This is a genomic window from Symbiobacterium ostreiconchae (genome assembly GCF_055396975.1).
The window spans coordinates 2039712-2056673 of the sequence record NZ_AP042454.1 but is presented as its reverse complement, the minus strand read 5'-3'; the positions used below and the strand labels follow the sequence as shown (position 1 = coordinate 2056673).

Below are 16962 nucleotides of genomic sequence, written 5' to 3'. Positions count from 1 at the left end.
TCCTTACTCATAGCGCAGGGCCTCAATAGGATCGAGCCGGGCCGCCTTCGAGGCCGGATAGACGCCGAAGATCACCCCGACCAGGGCAGAGAAGCTCAGGGCCAGAATCGCCGTGGGAAGGTCGATCAGCATGGAAACGCCCATCGCCCGGCCGACCAGCCACACGGGCACGGCGGCGAAGGCCACGCCGATCGCCCCGCCCACCATGCAGATCACCACCGACTCGATCAGGAACTGCGTCATGATGTTGCCGTAGGTGGCCCCAATCGCCTTGCGCAGGCCGATCTCGCGCGTGCGCTCGGTGACCGAGACCAGCATGATGTTCATGATGCCGACGCCGCCCACCAGCAGGGAGATCGCGGCGATGGAGGCGATCAGACCCGTCAGAAGGCCGGTGACGGTGGTCAGGGCCGCCGTCATCTGCTCCATGCTGAAGCCCATGTAACTCGCCCCGTTGTTGATCTTCCCGAGCAGGGCGACGGCGTCGTCCATGACGCTCTGGACGTCGGCCCCCGGGCGCACCTTCGCCACCACCATCCAGGAATCGGTGCTCCCCGTCATGCGGTGCACCGCGGCCACCGGCAGGTACAGGGCGGGATCCTGCATCCCCATGCTCTGCGAGAGCGCGCCCGTGGTGTTTTCCACGCTGCCGATCACCTGGTGGGTGAGCCCGTTGATCTTCAGGCGCTCGCCCACGGGGTTGTAGTTGCGGTCGCCGAAGAGCCGGGTCACCGCGTCCCTGGACAGGACGGTCACGCGGGCGCCGCCCTTCATCTCCTCCTCGGTGAACCAGCGGCCCTCCAGGACCTTGACGTTCACCACCCGTTCAAAGCCGGGGGAAACGGCGTAGGCGTAGGTGGAGAGCGACTCCTTCTGCCACTCTGCCCGAACGCCGATCGTATCGCCGCTGATCACGGCCTCGATGTCGGGCAGCATGGCCTCCAGCTGCTGCATGTCCCGCTCGCTGATCGGCTCCATGCGACTCAGCGCGTCGGTGGAAGTGGCCGAACCCGGAATGATGTAGAAGACGCCCGCACCGAGCCCCTGCAGCTCGCCCAGCACGGCCGCTTCGGTGCCGCGGCCGATCGCCACCACGGCGATGACCGACCCGACGCCGATGATGATGCCGATCATGGTGAGGATCGACCGCAGCTTGTTGGCGAGCAGGGCCTCCCAGGCGACCCGGAGGGTTTCGAGGATGTTCATTCCTCGGGCCCTCCCATCGTCGCAAGCCGGTCCACCGCCCGCACGGGATTGGCCACGGGCTCATCGCTGACGATCTTGCCGTCCCGCAGCCGGATGACGCGGTTCACGTGCTCGGCCACGTCGGGCTCGTGGGTGACGATGAGCACCGTCGCCCCCTCCGCGTGGAGCTCCTGGAACAGGGCGAGGATCTCCTCACCCGTGCGGGAGTCCAGGTTGCCGGTGGGCTCGTCGGCCAGGATGATCGACGGCCGCGTCACCAGCGCCCGGGCGATGGCCACGCGCTGCCGCTGGCCCCCGGAGAGCTCGTTCGGGCGGTGGTGGATCCGGTCGCCGAGCCCCACGCGCTCCAGGGCCTCCCGGGCACGCCGGCGGCGCTCCCGGGCGCCCACGCCGGCGTACAGCAGCGGCTGCTCCACGTTGCGCAGGGCCGACATCCGGGGCAGCAGGTTAAACGTCTGGAAGACGAAGCCGATCTGCCGGTTGCGCACCCGGGCCAGCTCCGACTCGTTCCTGGCGGTGATCTCCCGCCCGTCCAGGACGTAGGTCCCGCTGGTCGCCCGGTCCAGACAGCCGAGGATGTTCATCAGGGTCGACTTGCCGGAGCCGGAGGGGCCCATGATGGCCACCAGTTCGCCGGCGTGGATCTCCAGGCTCACGCCCCGCAGGGCGTGGACCTCGGTGCTGCCCATCTTATAGACCTTGGTCACATTTTCAAGCTTGATCATCGGGTTTTCCCCCAAGTCTCGTCCACCTCCTCCACCCGAACCGCGTCTCCCTCCTTCAGGGAGTTGATCAGCGTAAAGGGGCTGACGACGACCTGCTCACCCTCCGTGAGCCCCTCGAGGATCTCGATCTCGGTCTCGGTGCGGAGCCCGGCCACGACCGTCCGCACCCGGACGGTGAAGTTCTCCACCACCAGCACGCTCATCTCGCCGTTGTCGGTGCGCACCGCCGCCGCGGGGACGACGATCGCGTCATGCCGCTCGGCCGTGGCGATGGTCACCTCGGCGTTCAGGCCCGCCCGGAGCATCCCGTCGCGGTTGACCACCTCGCCCTCTACGGGGAAGTACGGCGATCCGGTGGGCGTCACGGTCGCCTGGGCCGCTACCCGGGTCACCCGGCCCTCGAACCGCTCACCCGGCGCGGCGTTGGTCTCCACCGACAGCGGCTGTCCGGCCTCCAGCTTCGTGATGTCGAGCTCGTCCACCTGGGCGGTCACCTTCAGCACGTCCAGGTCGCCGATGGTGAGGAGCACCTGGGTCTCCTGCGCGGGCATGCCGTCCTGAATGGCCACGGCCAGGACCGTGCCCGCGGCCGGGGCGGTGAGTTCCGCCTGCGCGAGCTTCTGCCGCAGGGCGTTCAGGCTGGTGCGCGCCGCCTCCAGCTCAATCTCGGCCGCCCGCACCTGCTCGGCCAGCGTGCCGCCGCTCTGGGCCTCCATCTCCGCCAGCTGCAGGGCGATGCGGGCCGCCTCCACCTGGCTTACGGCCAGCTGCACCGCCACCGCGTTCTCGCCGCTCACCCGGGCGTACTCGGCCTCTGCGGCGGCCAGCTCGTCGTAGGCCGCCCGCAGCTGGGCCGCGGCCTGCTCGGCCGCTTGCTGGCTCTGGCGCAGGACCTCGTCGTAGGCCGCCCGCGCCTGTTCATAGGCGGCGCGCAGCGCCGCACTGGCCGGATCGGCCTGGTAGGCCTTCTCCGCATCCAGCAGAGCGGCCCGCGCCGCGGCCAGTTTGTCGGCCCCCTCGGCGCTCTTGTTCTGCAGCGTCGTCACGTTCAGGCGGGCCTGCTCCAGCCGGGTGCGCAGCACGTCGTCCTGCCGCAGGACCGCGGCGAGGTTGTCCTCGGCCTGGAGCAGCTGGGCCCGCGCCTGGGCCAGCCGCTGGTTAAGCTGCAGCGGCGCCTCCTGCTGCTGGAGACGGAGGGCCGCCAGCGACGACTCCATCCGGGCCACCTGGGCCTCCTGCGCCGAGACCTGCAGGGCCAGGTCGTCGGAATCCAGGACCGCAAGCACCTGCCCCGGGGCCACCCGGTCGCCGATGCCCACCTTCAGGGCCACGGACCGGGTGTTGAAAGGCGCACGGATTTCGTGCACATCCCTGGCCTCCAGAATGCCCGGGGCGATGACCTCCTGCAGCAGGCTGCCCCGCTGCACGGTCTGCACCCGGACCTGCGGAGCGCCGGAGGGCCCCTGAACGGCTCCCCCCCGCCCCGATGCGGGCGTGTCACGGTCGATCAGGTTGAAAGCGAAAAGTCCGGCCACCGCTGCGAGGAGCGCGGCCGCGATCAGTACCTTACGCTTCACACCGGCTCCTCCTTAGTTCATGGTCATCATCAGCGAGGCGCTCACGGCAGCCGACCCCATCTGGAACAGGGTGGTCATCACGAAGAGCGCCACGGGCAGGATCCACCCCTTGCGCGGCTCACGGCCGAACAATGAGGCGAAGCCGATGCCCAGCAGGACGTAGTACCACAGGTGCAGCGGGTTGAAGGCGTGCAGCAGGGCCGCCAGGACCGGACTGGCGGTCTCGGGCAGGAGGACGGCCGGGCTCAGGTCGAACTCCAGCCGCCCGGTGATGCCCGTGAAAACGCCCATCAGGAGCGTGAGGATGGCCAAGGGCAGACGGGCGTAGCCGACCATCCCGAAGTAGGACGTGAGGGGCACGCCGCCGCCCTGGAACTGGCCGAAGAACATCGCAACGAGGGAGATGACGAAGCCTGCGACCCAGGGACCGGCCAGCGCGGAGCCGACCAGCCCGGCCCCCGCGCTCCACTGCATGACGGTGCGCATCGTTTCAAAGTCGGCCTGCTGGCCCGGGGGCATCGCGGCGAGGGAAGCCTGCAGGGCCAGGTCCAGCGTAGGACGGTAGGCGAAGACCATGTAGACCAGCCCCGCCAGCATGTGCACCACATAGGGGGCCAGGACCGGCGGCTTCTCCGCCATGGCCCGGAACGTCTCTCCCGGATCCGTAAGGACGCGCAGCACCGCCCGCCAGGGCGAGATGCGCGGTCCGGCGCCGTTGTTCATCACGGACTCGCTCACGCTGTCAACCTCCTTATACGACGTACAGGAAAAGGCACAGGTTTCCCCGCTTACTTCCGTTGATGAGACCCTCTGATGGGCAGAAATGGTTCTCTCGTAAGGTAAAACGGTTCACCTCTTTCTGTGAGGGTTCGACGTGAACAAATGGAAAACCCCCTTCACGGCAGAAGGGGGTGAACCGCAATCGGCGTTCAGGCTCTCCAGGGAATGGCCGCGAGCACCAACCCGAGCGAAGCGGCATAGGCCCAGAAGCCGGCCGCCGGCACCGAGCGCACCTGCCGGCGGCGGCCGAAGTGCGCCACCAGCATGGCCAGCACCATCGTCACCGGGTGGATGAAGGCGAAGAAGGCGTTGAGCCTCCAGCCCGTCTCCAGCGTCCAGATCACCAGGCCGATCAGCACCTGCACATCCAGGGCCAAGGTGTACAGAAATCCGGTCCGGCCGCCCCATCCTTCCTGGCCCCGGTCGCCGGCCAGCCGGGCGCCCACCAGCGCCGCGACCGCGCCGACCAGAACCACCCAGCGCATCACGCTGTGCGCCAAAATCAGGCCGAACATCAGAAGACCTCCCATTACTTTTTTGTTGCTTTTCTTCTCCCTCGCGGCTGCTTCCTCCTGCTGCACCGCCATGTTCGCCATGGCAGGAATTGTGCATAAGTATAGAGAAAACTGGCGGAGCAGAGGGGGGATTCACATGGGGAACACGGCCAGAACGCTGGACTGCCGGGAAGTGGCGGCAGCGCTGGACCGGCACCTGCGGACCGACACGTTCCCGCTGGGCATCCGGGTGTTCCGCGGCGGGGAACCGCTGCCCGACCGGGTGCGCCGCCCGTGGCGCGACATGGGAATCAAGATCGCCATCTGCCAGGGCATCGGCATGGCCCGCCGCTACGGCTGGGCGGTCGCCATGGGGCCTGAGGACCTGAGCTGCCCCATCGCGCAGGTGGCCTTCGGCTTCAAGCCGGCGATCCCGTACTACACCGAGGGCAACCTCGCGGCGGGCATGTACGTGGAGACGTGCGCGCAGGGCGCCCTCACGGAGCAGGAGATTCCCAAGTTCGCGCCGGAAGAGGCGGGCACGGTGGTGGTGGCCCCGCTCTCCCGGTGCACGTTTGAGCCCGAGATCCTTCTGATCTACGGCAACTCGGCCCAGGTGATGCGGGCGGTCACCGGCGCGCTGTGGAAGACCGGCGGTTCGGTCACCTCCACCACCAGCGGCCGGGCCGACTGCGCCGACATCGTCATCCGCACGGCCCGGGAGGACAGGCCCCAGTTCATCCTGCCCTGCCTGGGGGACCGCATCTTCGGGCAGACCCAGGACCATGAGATGGCGTTCACCATCCCCTGGCCGCAGGTGGGCGACCTGCTGGAGGGGCTGGAGGGCACCCACAAGGGGGGCGTGCGCTACCCGATTCCCACCTTCCTGCGGTACACGCCCGAGTTCCCGGCCACGTACCAGGAACTGCAGCGCCGCTGGGACGAAGGGGAGGAGACGTAGCCGGCTCGGGTTCAGGCTGCTGAGCCCCTGCATGTTCTGGCTTGTCCTGCTCCTGCTGGCAGGCGGCATCTCGGCCTTGGCCCGGCTCCCCTGGATCGGCGGCGTCATCGTCACCGCCGCCGGCATCGTCATGTCCGGCCCCTGGGTGTTCCGCGGGATGCCCCTGCCGCTCGTGGTGCTCTACCCGCTGATCGGCACGGCGGCGGGCACGGTCGGGCTGGCTGCCCTGCAGCGCCCCCGGCGGATGGCGCGGCCCCGGGACGCGATGGAGGCTGAGGAGCACGGCTCCCCAGCCTCACTTCTTGTCCCGGTCCAGGTCGATGAACGCCAGCGTGCAGCGCGACAGGCAGATCAGCCTGCCCTCCTCGTCGGTGATGCGGATCTCCCACACGCTGCTGGTGCGTCCGATGTGGGCCGGCGTGGCCACCGCCCGCACCGTGCCCTCGCGCTTGGCCCGGATGTGGTTGGCGTTGATCTCCATCCCCACGACCGTGCGCCCTTCTCCGGCGTTGAGCGCCGCCCCGATGCTGGCCACGGTCTCCGCCAGCGCCGCGGAGGCGCCGCCGTGGAGCAGCCCCATGGGCTGGCGGGTCCGGTGATCCACCGGCATCGTCGCGACCACCCGCTCCGGCGAGACCTCCTCCAGCACGATGCCCAGCGAGTCCAGCAGGGTGCCGCCCGTGTACGGTGTCAGGTCCATGTGCATCTGCTCCCTCCCCATCGTTGGATCATCAGGTTCGCCGCCCGGGGCCGGACACCCTCTTTCGACGATCCCAAAATCTATGCAGAACGAGGCCCGGGAACGCATCCCGGGCCCCGTTGCCTCCGCGCACCTGCTCAGGCCTCCCCATCGGGCGGCGGCAGCTCGCTCACCCCGTCTGCCCGGCCCATCTCGCCGTTCGACTCCCAGCGCGGCACGGGCGGCTGCCACCCGGGGCCGGAGCCGCCCACCTCCGCCCGCCTCACGGGCCAGCCCGGAACCTCGCCGGATTCCTGCCAGTCCACCCCGCTGAGTACCGCCTGCGCCGGCTGCTCCATCTGCTGGTAGAAGCGGTCCAGGTGCGGGAGCGTCCGGCCCATCAGCTGCACACCGCTCAGCGACCGCACCTCCTCGTCGCCCAGGAACCGTTCCAGGGCCTGCTGGGCCCCCTCGTAGCTCTGCCGGATCAGCTGCACCTGGTCGATGATCCCGCCGACCACATCGGGCGTGGCCCGGCCCGACAGCGCGTAGCGCAGCAGACCGCCGAGCGCGGTGGTGCCGTACAGGCCCATCATCATGTGCTGACTCAGATCCTGAAAGTGCGGGGCGCCCGCCGCCTGGCGGGCGGCGAGCCAGTGCGCCGCGTACGCCGCCTGGATTTCGGGCTGGGCCGCCTGAAGCAGCCCCTGCATGCGGGACATGGAACCGGCCACCTGCGCGGGAAGCCGCATCGGGCCTCCCATGGGCATGGGCATGGACACCTCGTGCGACACCTCCGGAAGGCTTTACAGAACTGCAGCCATCCCCATCTTATGTCGCCCGGGGCCCCGCACACCCCTCATGCCAGAATCTTCCGGACCTGGAACTCAGTCCGCGACGCGCCACCGGCGGCCGTGCCGGTCCACCACCAGCGCACCGCCTTCCGGCGCGGGCAGGACCTGCGCCCAATCACCCGCCTCCGCGGGCAGGATCCGCCGCGCCGCCGCCCCCGTGGCGAGGTCGAACCGGATCACCATCCGCTCGGGCGCCGTCACCAGGATGAGCCGCGCGTCCCCCCGCTCGCTGAGCAGGGCCGCCTGCACGGTCCCGGCCTGCCCCGGCAAGCCGCGGACTACCGTCGCCTCCTGCACCACCCTTCCCCCGCGGATGCGCACGGCCTCGACCCCCCGTCCGGGCTGCCCGGCGCGCAGCAGGAGCCAGACCGAACCGTCCGGCGCCGGCGCCACGTGGCGCACCCGGGCGAGCAGGCCCTCCGCCAGGGGGTAGCTCACCACCTTGCCGCCGGCGACGCGGTAGAGGCGGCTCGCGTCCACGGCCCAGAGCCCGCCCGCTTCATCCGGGGCGCCGTGGGTCGCCTGCCCGGAGAGGGCGTACCGCTCCAGCCGGCCGTCCCCCGCTGCCGCGAGCAGGTCCGTGCCCCGGCTGAACCAGAGGCGGCCGTCGTCCGCCACCGCCAGGGCGACGATGGGTTCGTCGCCGGACGCGATCTCCCGGACCTGGCCCGCGGCCAGCCGGTAGAGGCGGTAAGTGCCGCGCCCGTCCACGGCGCTCAGCCAGGCCGCCTGTCCCGGCGCCGGCAGAAGCGTGTAGCCCTGAAGGTCCACCTTCAGGGTGTAGCGGTGCCGGCCGTCGGAGAATGCGGGCCGCGCCGGGGCGCCTCCGTCGAGCGTCCACGTCGGTTCGCCCGGGGCGGGGTACCGCCGCGCGCCGGGCGCGGGTTCCTCCGACGTCGGCACGGCGTTCAACAGGAGGGCCGCGCGGATGCGCTGGACCATCACCAGGGCCTCTGCGCGCGTGGCGGTGCGGTCCAGGCCCACCGACCCGTCCGCATAGCCCTGCAGGATGCCCAGGTGGATGGCCTCGGCCGCCCAGGCCTGCAGCCAGTCGGGATAGGCCGCGGCGTCGCTGGCCGCAAGCGCGCGCTGCCCCACCAGGTCTTCGTGTCCCAGCGCACGCACGGCGGCCATGACGATCTCGCGGCGCGCAGTGGGCAGATCCGGCGCCAGCCAGCCTGCATAATCGGCGGGGTTGAGCACACCCGCCGCCACGGCGGCCTGCAGCTGCCCCTGGCGCGCCGACCAGTGGTCAGGCGCATACGGCGCCGCATCGCCGGGCCGCGGCGTGAGGCCCAGCGCGCCGGTCAGCAGGGTGAAGAACTCCGCCCGGGTGATCGGCTGATCCGGCCGGAAACTGCCGTCGGGAAAGCCGGAAATGTATCCTGCAGCAACGCCCGCGGCGATCTCGGCACGCGCCCAGTGGCCGGCGGTGTCCCACAGCACGGCCCCCTGCGTGGCAGGCGGCGCCGCGAACCCCAGCACGGCCAGGGCCGTCAGCGCCGCAGCTGTGCGTTTCAGGTGCTTCATCGTCATGCAGACCTCCCGTCCACATGACGAAGCCTCCGGGGCTTTCGTTTGCGCGTTCAGGCCGGTGGCAGAATGTACCGCGGCACTCTGCCAGATCAGACCACAACGCCGCCGTTGGGCGAGATCACCTGGCCGGTGATGAAGCCGGCGCCGGGTCCCGCGAGGAAGCGCACCAGCGCCGCCACCTCCTGCGGCGTGCCCAGGCGCCCCACCGGCACTTTGCTCAGCCACTCCTGCAGGTCGTCCCCCTGCAGGAAGCTGTTCATCTCGGTGTCGATGGCGCCGGGGGCCACCGCGTTCACGGTGATGCCGAAGGGGCCCACCTCCTGCGCCAGCGCCCGGGTGAAGCCGTTCTGCCCCGCCTTCACGGCCGAGTAGGCCACTTCCCCGGCCGCCCCCGTGATGCCCCAGATGGACGAGACCGTGATGATCCGCCCGTACCGCCGGGCCAGCATGTGCGGCAGCGCCGCCCGGGTGCAGGCGTACATCCCCGTCAGGTGCACCGCCAGCAGGTCCTGCCACTCGGCCGGGGTGGTGTCGAGAAGCAGCTTCTCGAGGGCCGTTCCCGCGTTGTTGACGAGCACGTCGATCCGGCCGAAGCGGCGGACCGTTCCGGCCACCGCGCGCTCACAGGCGGCCGGGTCCCGGACGTCCACCTGCACCGGCTCCGCCTCCCCGCCGGCCGCGCGGATGGCCGCCACTACCGCCTCCGCCTGCGCGCGCTGCCGGTGGAAGGCGACCATCACGCCGGCGCCGGCGGCGGCGAGCTCCAGCGCGATCGCCCGGCCGATGCCGCGGGAGGCGCCGGTCACCAGGGCAGCCTGGCCCGCCAGCTCCCTTACGGGCTGCACGGCCGGGACCGGGCGCCCTTCCTTCATCGGGTGCCGCTCCGTCACCGGGTGTTTCCTCCCTCGCCCAGCAGCGCCAGCAGGCCCCGCAGGTCGCTGACGGAGATGACCTCATGCCCCGTGGAGATGCCCGTGCGGTTCACCCACACCGGCGTGAGGCCGGCCGCCTGCGCGCAGGGCACGTCGTCGCGCACAGCCGCCGCGCAGTAGAGCGCCTCGCCCGGCGCGCAGTCCACCTCGGCCAGGGCGTCCCGCAGCAGCGCCGGGTCCGGCCAGGGCAGACCGGCCGCGGCCGAGGGGCGGATGAGGTCAAAATATCCTTCGAGCTCAAACTCGGCCAGGAACCGGGCCAGCGACGGCGCCCACCGGCCCACCGCGCCCATCAGGTACCCGCGGCGGCGCAGCTCGGCGAGGACGGGCAGCGTCTCTGCGTAGAGCGACCACCATGCCGGGTAATCGTCCCGGGCAGCGCCCAGCCTGCGCAGGACGGCGGGATCCGGCTCATCCCGGCCCAGCAGGGGCAGGAGCGCCGTCCACAGGGTCCGGTGGAATGCCCTCTCCTCCTCCGGGGTGCGCACCGCCCGACCCGCCGCCTGCACATCAGCGGGCAGCTTCGCCAGGGCCTCAGCCACCTGGTCCCGGCTCGCGGCGATCCCCTCCGCCTGCAGGATGCCGGCCAGCAGATCCGGTTCGTCGGGGCCGTAGGCCAGGGCCTGCGGGGCAAAGAACAGCGCCTTGATCACGTGCGCCGAACCTCCTCTCACGTTAGCTTTCTGCGCCGGGGCGGACCCGCCCTGCAGGAACCGCGTCTGACCGCCACGAACCGGAATCGGGGAAAGGAGAGTGAGCACGTGCGCTTCCGTCCGGACAAGCGCCCCTCCAAGTGGGGGGCCACGGCCGCCATGGTTGACCAGCAGCGCGCGGAGGCCGTGGTGGAGGCCCTCGCCGCCCTGGAGGGGACCCCCTTCGACGCCGTCATCCGGCTGTCGGACCTCACGGAGATCAAGGGCTACCGCTACGTCCTGCTTCAGGTCAGTCTCGACTTCGCCCATCCCCACTTCCCGCGGATCGCCGACGCCCTCGAAGAGATGGGCGGCTCGGAGTTTCAGCTGATCGTGGTGGAGACGCCCGAAGGCTCGGTCTACCTCATCGTCGACAAGCACAACCTGCCCGACGAGGAGATGCGCGCCGATCATCCCCTGCTGCGCCGGCTGGCCGACTGGCTGGGGGCCGCCCTGGCGTTTCCGGCCTGACCGGCGGTGGTGAGCTTGCTGCAGATGAAAAAGAATTTGCGCGGATCCTCGTGAAGAATCTGCCCATTATGGCTGACTGTGTGTTATACTCGCATGTGGATAGATACAAAGGTCCTGTTCCTGAACCACAGCCAGTCATAAAATGATTAGGCAGATAGGGGGATGACGGCAACCGTGTCCGGCACGAAAGAGCTTTTCGACGTGACCCTGATCGGTGCAGGGCCCACAGGTCTGTTCGGGGTGTTCTACGCAGGCATGCGCGGCATGAAGACCAAGGTCATCGAGGCGCTGCCCGAGGTGGGCGGTCAGCTGGCCGCGCTGTACCCGGAAAAGGACATCTTCGACGTCGCAGGATTCCCCAGCGTCAGCGCCAAACGTCTGGTCGAGCAGTGCAAGGAACAGGCAGACCGAGCCAACCCGGACGCCACCTACGTCTTCAACCAGCGGGTCGACAAGCTCACCAAGCTGGAGGATGGCACGTTCGAACTGGTCACCCATACCGGCGAACGGCACTACAGCAAGGCCGTCATCATCACCGCCGGCATTGGTGCTTTCGAACCGAACCGCATTCCCAACGAGTCCGCCCGGGAGTACGAGGGGAAGGGCGTCCTGTACAGCGTGACGAACCTGCCTCAGTTCCAGGGCAAGAAGGTCCTGGTCATCGGCGGCGGCGACACGGCCGTGGACTACGCGCTGATGGTCGAGCCGCTCGCCGAGGAGGTCACCCTCATTCACCGGCGCGACGGGTTCCGGGCCCACGAGGAGTCGCTGAAGAAGCTGGCCGCCTCGCGGGTGCACGTCAAGGTGTTCTACGAGCTGCGCCGGGTCGAGGGCGACGGCAACTGGGTCAAGCGGGCCACCATCTTCGATAACCGCACGGGCGAGGAGACGACCCTCGACGTCGATTACGTGATCATCGGCACCGGCTTCAAGGCCTCGCTGGGCAGCATGCTGGAGTGGGGCCTGGCAATCGAGAACAAGCGGCAGATCGTCGTCAACTCCAAGGGCGAGACCAACATCCCCGGCGTATACGCCGCCGGCGACATCTGCTGGTACCCGGGCAAGATCCGCCTGATCGCCACGGGTTTTGGCGAGGTGGCCACCGCGGTCAACAACGCCAAGGCCTACATCGACCCGGGTTCGGCCGCGTTCCCCGGCCACAGCTCGGAGCAGCGGAACAAGTAGCCGGGCGATGCCCGATCACGCTTCGGACGCAGGCTCTCTACGCATCGGTAGGGAGCCTGCGTCTGCGCCTGGGGCCGGCCTCGCCGCCCGGTGTGCATCGCCTGCCGCCGGGCGTGCCGGGAGGGGCGGCCCGGGTCCGGCTGCCCGGTGTGCACCATCTGCCCCGGCCCGGGGTCCGGGCGCACGGTGCGGAAGCACCCGACCCGGGCACCCTAAGGGTGGAACGGGGATGAAAGGAAGTAAGGACGACGTGCGCCTGAAGACGACACCCGAGGACTTTGTGGTGCGGGAGGCCGTGGACCTGCACATCCGCCCGAAGCCGGCCCGCTACCGGGTCTACCTGCTGGAGAAGAAAGGCTGGAATACCGCCGACGCGATCTCCGCCATCGCCCGGGAGCGGCGGCTGCCCCTTTCCCGCATCCGGTACGGGGGAAAGAAGGACCGGCACGGCCACACCTGGCAGTATGTGACCATCGACGACCCCGCCGACCACTCCCTGGAGACGCCCGGGTACCGGCTCAAAGCGGTGGGGTACGCCACCGAGCCGATGAGCCCAGGTCGGGTACTGGCCAACCACTTCGAGGTCACCGTGCGGGAGCTCCGGCCCGACGAGGCCGCCCGCCTCGCCGCCGGCGCCCGCCGGGTTGCCGCCGAGGGCTTCCCCAACTACTTCGACGACCAGCGGTTCGGCAGCTACGACCGCGAGCGCGGGTTCATCGCGGAGCACATGATCCGGGGCCGTTGGGAACAAGCGCTCCAGATCGCCCTGACCCACATCTACCCCGGCGAGAAGCGAAAGGCAAAGGCGCGCAAGCGCCGCCTGCTGGAGGCCTGGGGCAACTGGTCCGCCTGCCTCAGCCTGGCCGAGACCGCCTTTGAGCAACGGTGCTTTGCGCGGCTCCAGGAGAACCCCGCCGGTTTCCGCGAGGCCCTGGCCACGGCGCGGCGGGAGGAGTTGGAGATGTGGCTCTCGGCCTACCAGGCATTCCTGTGGAACGAGGTGCTCCGCCACCTGGTCGCCGATGCGGCCGGGGAGGGCGAGGCGCCCGCGGAGGTGCCAGGCGCCGCCGGGCCGTATCGCTTCGCCCGGCCGACGCCCGCCCTGCGTCAGATGGTCATCCCGCTGCCGGGGAGGCACATGCGCTTTCCCGCCCCGGAGGCCGGCCTGGTCCTGGAGGATGTGCTCCGGGAACGCCGCCTCCGCCCCGCCCAGCTCGAGGCGGAGCTGCTTCCGGGCCTGTTCCTGAAGAGCTCGCCCCGGGCGGCGTGGGTGATCCCCCGCTCCCTGCAGGTGGAGGAGCCGCAGCCGGACGAGCGCTATGCGGGCTGCCGGCGGGTCACGCTCCGGTTCACGCTGCCGGGAGGCGCCTACGCGACCATGCTCATCAAGGCGGCTGCTCTCTGAGCGCGCGGCGGGGAGCCCTTGTTGTAAAACGATGTGCCTACCGCCTCCTTCTATAGCAGAAACACGAACAAAGGGGGAAGATTCTATGGGAGTTGCGCCTTACGGTGATTACACCACTCAGCAGAAGGTTGCGGACATGTACAACCTGGGATGGCCGGGAGTGGCCAGCCACGATGGGCTCGGTACACGCTCGGCTCCGTACACGGAAGATCTGGGGACAGCTTACCAGGTAGCTGTAGCCATGGCCTACGCAAAGCTCTCGATGTGGTGGCTCTCCTTCTGGACGATCAGCGGACCGACTGGCGGGGACAGCTGGTACAATGCTGGTTACAAGGCCGGCACGTACGTTGCCAACGTGTTCAAGCAACTGGTCAAGGTTCCAAACTATGTCATCTTGGATGCTGAGGGCTATAATGGAGCACCGAGCAGCGCTCAGCAGTGGAGGGATTTCACCAACGGTTGGGCTGCTGGCCTCGCAACGTACGATGTGCTGAAGAACAGGGTCGCATTCTACTGCAACCAGTGGGAGTGGCGACGTCCCAGCCGCCGTGGAATTTCGTGGCGGCCTTTTTCTTCGTTTTTAGGCCGTTTGCACGGCGCTGGATGCTTCTGGAGCGGCGTGTCTACTTAGGGCTTCCGACAGCATTGGGAGCTGGCGGTATCCCTTGATGCGCCGGAAGCCCTTCTCCGCTTCCAGGAGGCCCGCGGCAGTCCAGCGCAGCACCTGCTGGCCGTTCCGCCAGCGCTTGACGTTGCGGCTAGCCATCCGTACCTTCTCGAAGGCGGACTCGATGGGGTTCGTGGAACGGAGAGTCTTGCGCAGCGCCTCGGGCAGTTCCAGCCGCAGGACGGTCAGGGTCTCCTCGAGCCCCTCGCGCAGGCTGGCGGCGGCGCCCGGATACTTGTCGTCCAGGGTCTTGGCCAGGCTGGTGAGAGCAGTCCGGGCCTTCTCGTAGTCCGTCTCCCTCCAGGCTTGCTCCAGCTTGCGGCTGACCCACGCGCGAGCCTCGTCCGGCAGGTGGTCCAGCACGTTGCGCTTTTTGTGAACTTGGCATCGCTGCACGGTCGCCCTGGCACCCAGCACGTCCCGCACGGCAGCCCTGAGGGCCTTGGCCCCATCTATCACCACCAGGATGCCTCCGTCCACCCGCAGGCCGCGTTCCACCAGGTCTGTTAGCAGGGCGCGACAGACGGTTGCGTTCTCGGTAGCCCCTTCCCAGAGGCCGAGGATCTGCTTTTGCCCGTCGTCCGTGATCCCCAGTGCGACCACCACGGTGTGGTCTGCGACTTCGATCCCGTCCAGCATCAGCACCAGGTAGCGCTGATCACCAAGCGGCCTCGCCAGCAGCTCAGCCAGTGCCTTGCGTGTGGCCGCCACGAAGTGCCGGCTTACGCTGCTCTTGGACGTAGCCACGGCCGGCAGATCGTCGCCCACCGGCTCCAGGCCATGATGGTAGCGCCGAGTGGAGAGGCCATGAAGCATCCGTTCCAGGGCGGCCTGCGTCAGCAACTGCTCATCCTGGAAGGCTTCGTAGCTCGAGAGCCTGACCTCCTGTCCGTCCTTCGTCCGCACCCGAGGCCGCTGGATGGGTACCTTCCGTCCCCCCAGCACCACCCGCCCCTCCTCGGCACCGTGCCGAAAAGCCTTTCGATTGGGGTTGTGCTTGCCCTTGGGGCCGACGATGGCCGTCACCTCTGCCTCCATCATGGAGCGCAGTACGTCAAGCCCCACAGCGACGGCCAGGGCCAGCAGACCCTCCTTGGCTGCTCCCATGAGGGCATGCAGCGTCACCTGCACCTGCTGGGGCAACCAGGGCTGTTTGTCCACCTCCAGCATCTGGCGCTTCTTGGTCTTCCCGCGGTACAATGACATCAGTGGCGGCAACCTCCTTCCTACTGTCCACCCCCGTTATACCAAACGGGGCTTGAGGGCCGCCACTTTGAATTTCCACGATTTTCGGGACAACGCCAGTGGGAGTACCAGACCTACTCGCTCTCGTCTCTCAGCCTGCCAGCCTTCGTAGCCATCAGCCCGATCCTCAACAACGAGCCGTTCGTTTCCGGGAGCAACATCAAAGGTTTCTGCGCATATTACGCCGAGTGCCCGTTGAAGCCGTATGTTGACAAGATCGAAAGCTGGGGCAAGCCCTACAATACCGTTCAGATGAGCAACAGGGGTCTGCCCACGTGTGGCCCCCGGTCCACCTAAGTTGCACCAAATATTACGTACCGCCACCCGGGATGTTCCCATCCGCGGGTGGCGGTCGATTACTTCGGTCGATTACTTTGGACGTTCGATTGCGTCGAGCCAGGAATTTCCGCCATCGTCACTGCGTAGAATGGCAGTCTTCCTATGCTCGCTATCACTCACGACCAGCCAGCCTGTTTTCGTATCCACAAACGAAATATCAACTGTCGGCTTGCGAGGGTCGCCAATGGGGATCTTATCGCTTGCGACAGGTGCTTCTCCAATGGTGACGCGTACCACCTCCAGGTGGCCAGCAGCCGGTGAGTAGACCGCCACCCAGGCAGTGTCGGCCCACGCATCAAAAGCGACCGGATACCCACCGGGGCCTTGCGGAGCCCCTGGCGCTTCCACCTCAAACGGCCACGGCCAGTCACCGATCAGTTGAGGTATCCAAGTCTGGCCCGCATCAGTTGTGCTGTAGAGGACATAGGGCTCCTGGGATCCGGCGCCCTGACCAAGAGAGAACAGAACCCAGCCGGTGTTCTCCGTTGTAAAACGCACAAAGGTGTGGCCCAGCCACTTGTCGGGTTCAGGAAGCGTGAGTTGCGCGCTCCACGATTTCCCGCCATTGCGGGTGTGCCAGATCTTTCCCTCCCCAGCTGCCCATCCTTCTTCCTCACTTACAAAGTCCAGGTCGGCAAGAGCAAGAGGCGAGCCGATCCTGTCCCAGGTCGTGCCACCGTCTCGACTGACGAGAAGGCCGTTTGCATCGGTTGCGACCACATGACCCGGACTTACGAAATCAACGGCCCGCAGCGACACTCCTGGAATCTCTGCCGTGACCCAGTCCTTTCCGCCGTCTTTCGTGCTAAGAACGGTAGATGCCTGTGTAAGGGCCAAGCCGTTTTGAAAATCCAGAAACTCCACCCGGATGACCGGGGCCTGGCTGGGGAGCTGATGGGTCCATGTCCTGCCACCATCTTCGGTGTACCAGATCCCGTCCGTAGCACCGATCCAGCCATGGGTTTCGTTCACAAAAGCAGTTGCAGTGGGGACCGATGGAATGAAGGCATTCCTATACTCGTTCTTCTCTCCAGAGACATCGTCTCTTGCTCGGCTGCACCCCGCAAACATGAGTGTTAACATCACGGCAAGTAACAGCCTTGCGATCCTGACCACAGTTATACCCTCCCTCACTCCTCTTTCAGATAAGACTAACGACAGATCTGACGGAAACGTTACACACGGCAGACCTCACTCCAACTGTCACCAAATGA

General features: G+C 68.0%; 17 protein-coding genes. 5 read left to right on the top strand and 12 right to left on the bottom strand.

Features of this window, described 5'->3' with window-relative positions:
* Positions 1-3 precede the first annotated feature (3 nt).
* From ACZ5UM_RS09945 to ACZ5UM_RS09925, 5 genes are all read right to left on the bottom strand, one after another.
* Positions 4-1206 carry an ABC transporter permease gene (locus tag ACZ5UM_RS09945; RefSeq protein ID WP_464843861.1) on the bottom strand — a complete coding sequence of 401 codons (1203 nt, stop codon included), beginning with the start codon at positions 1204-1206 and terminating at the stop codon, positions 4-6.
* Entirely contained in the window at positions 1203-1931 is a 729-nt protein-coding gene (locus ACZ5UM_RS09940) for an ABC transporter ATP-binding protein (protein ID WP_464843860.1), read from the bottom strand. Before ACZ5UM_RS09940 ends, ACZ5UM_RS09945 begins: the two co-directional genes overlap by 4 nt.
* Entirely contained in the window at positions 1928-3508 is a 1581-nt protein-coding gene (locus ACZ5UM_RS09935; RefSeq protein WP_464843859.1) for an efflux RND transporter periplasmic adaptor subunit, read from the bottom strand. Before ACZ5UM_RS09935 ends, ACZ5UM_RS09940 begins: the two co-directional genes overlap by 4 nt.
* Positions 3509-3520: 12 nt before the next feature.
* A complete protein-coding gene (locus ACZ5UM_RS09930; RefSeq protein ID WP_464843858.1) occupies positions 3521-4246 on the bottom strand; it encodes a Yip1 family protein in 726 nt (241 codons plus the stop codon).
* A 191-nt stretch (positions 4247-4437) separates the two neighbouring features.
* The gene (locus tag ACZ5UM_RS09925) at positions 4438-4803 is read right to left on the bottom strand and encodes a hypothetical protein (RefSeq protein WP_273382170.1); all 366 of its coding nucleotides are present in this window, start codon (positions 4801-4803) and stop codon (positions 4438-4440) included.
* A 136-nt stretch (positions 4804-4939) separates the two neighbouring features.
* Between ACZ5UM_RS09925 and ACZ5UM_RS09920 the strand changes: the two genes are divergently transcribed.
* A complete protein-coding gene (locus ACZ5UM_RS09920) occupies positions 4940-5743 on the top strand; it encodes a DUF169 domain-containing protein (RefSeq protein WP_464843857.1) in 804 nt (267 codons plus the stop codon).
* Positions 5744-6038: 295 nt separating this feature from the next.
* Here the strand turns inward: ACZ5UM_RS09920 and ACZ5UM_RS09915 are convergent, their stop codons facing one another.
* The 5 genes from ACZ5UM_RS09915 to ACZ5UM_RS09895 all read right to left on the bottom strand — a co-directional run bounded on the left by ACZ5UM_RS09915 (position 6039) and on the right by ACZ5UM_RS09895 (position 10397).
* The gene (locus tag ACZ5UM_RS09915) at positions 6039-6443 is read right to left on the bottom strand and encodes a hotdog fold thioesterase (RefSeq protein WP_464843856.1); all 405 of its coding nucleotides are present in this window, start codon (positions 6441-6443) and stop codon (positions 6039-6041) included.
* A gap of 137 nt (positions 6444-6580) precedes the next feature.
* Positions 6581-7144 carry a hypothetical protein gene (locus ACZ5UM_RS09910; protein WP_464843855.1) on the bottom strand — a complete coding sequence of 188 codons (564 nt, stop codon included), beginning with the start codon at positions 7142-7144 and terminating at the stop codon, positions 6581-6583.
* A 165-nt stretch (positions 7145-7309) separates the two neighbouring features.
* Positions 7310-8806: an S-layer homology domain-containing protein gene (locus tag ACZ5UM_RS09905; RefSeq protein WP_464843854.1), complete on the bottom strand. Its 1497-nt coding sequence runs from the start codon at positions 8804-8806 to the stop codon at positions 7310-7312.
* A gap of 95 nt (positions 8807-8901) precedes the next feature.
* The gene (gene ymfI, locus ACZ5UM_RS09900; protein WP_464843853.1) at positions 8902-9702 is read right to left on the bottom strand and encodes an elongation factor P 5-aminopentanone reductase; all 801 of its coding nucleotides are present in this window, start codon (positions 9700-9702) and stop codon (positions 8902-8904) included.
* Positions 9699-10397 (bottom strand): HAD family hydrolase, encoded by a 699-nt coding sequence (locus ACZ5UM_RS09895; RefSeq protein ID WP_464843852.1) that lies wholly within the window; start codon positions 10395-10397, stop codon positions 9699-9701. Before ACZ5UM_RS09895 ends, ymfI begins: the two co-directional genes overlap by 4 nt.
* Positions 10398-10505: 108 nt before the next feature.
* Between ACZ5UM_RS09895 and ACZ5UM_RS09890 the strand changes: the two genes are divergently transcribed.
* The 4 genes from ACZ5UM_RS09890 to ACZ5UM_RS09875 all read left to right on the top strand — a co-directional run bounded on the left by ACZ5UM_RS09890 (position 10506) and on the right by ACZ5UM_RS09875 (position 14128).
* A complete protein-coding gene (locus ACZ5UM_RS09890) occupies positions 10506-10907 on the top strand; it encodes a hypothetical protein (RefSeq protein ID WP_464843851.1) in 402 nt (133 codons plus the stop codon).
* A gap of 174 nt (positions 10908-11081) precedes the next feature.
* Positions 11082-12092 (top strand): NAD(P)/FAD-dependent oxidoreductase, encoded by a 1011-nt coding sequence (locus ACZ5UM_RS09885; RefSeq protein WP_464843850.1) that lies wholly within the window; start codon positions 11082-11084, stop codon positions 12090-12092.
* 229 nt (positions 12093-12321) lie between these two features.
* Entirely contained in the window at positions 12322-13497 is a 1176-nt protein-coding gene (gene truD / locus ACZ5UM_RS09880) for a tRNA pseudouridine(13) synthase TruD (RefSeq protein ID WP_464843849.1), read from the top strand.
* Positions 13498-13582: 85 nt separating this feature from the next.
* Complete coding sequence (locus ACZ5UM_RS09875) at positions 13583-14128, top strand: hypothetical protein (protein WP_464843848.1); 546 nt, start codon at positions 13583-13585, stop codon at positions 14126-14128.
* On the opposite strand, the gene ACZ5UM_RS09870 is transcribed toward ACZ5UM_RS09875, so the two are convergent.
* Both ACZ5UM_RS09870 and ACZ5UM_RS09865 read right to left on the bottom strand, forming a co-directional pair.
* A complete protein-coding gene (locus ACZ5UM_RS09870; RefSeq protein ID WP_083766174.1) occupies positions 14078-15205 on the bottom strand; it encodes an IS256 family transposase in 1128 nt (375 codons plus the stop codon). The two genes, ACZ5UM_RS09875 and ACZ5UM_RS09870, sit on opposite strands and share 51 nt — an antisense overlap.
* Before the next feature lie 573 nt (positions 15206-15778).
* The gene (locus tag ACZ5UM_RS09865; protein ID WP_464843847.1) at positions 15779-16864 is read right to left on the bottom strand and encodes a WD40/YVTN/BNR-like repeat-containing protein; all 1086 of its coding nucleotides are present in this window, start codon (positions 16862-16864) and stop codon (positions 15779-15781) included.
* Positions 16865-16962: the final 98 nt, after the last annotated feature.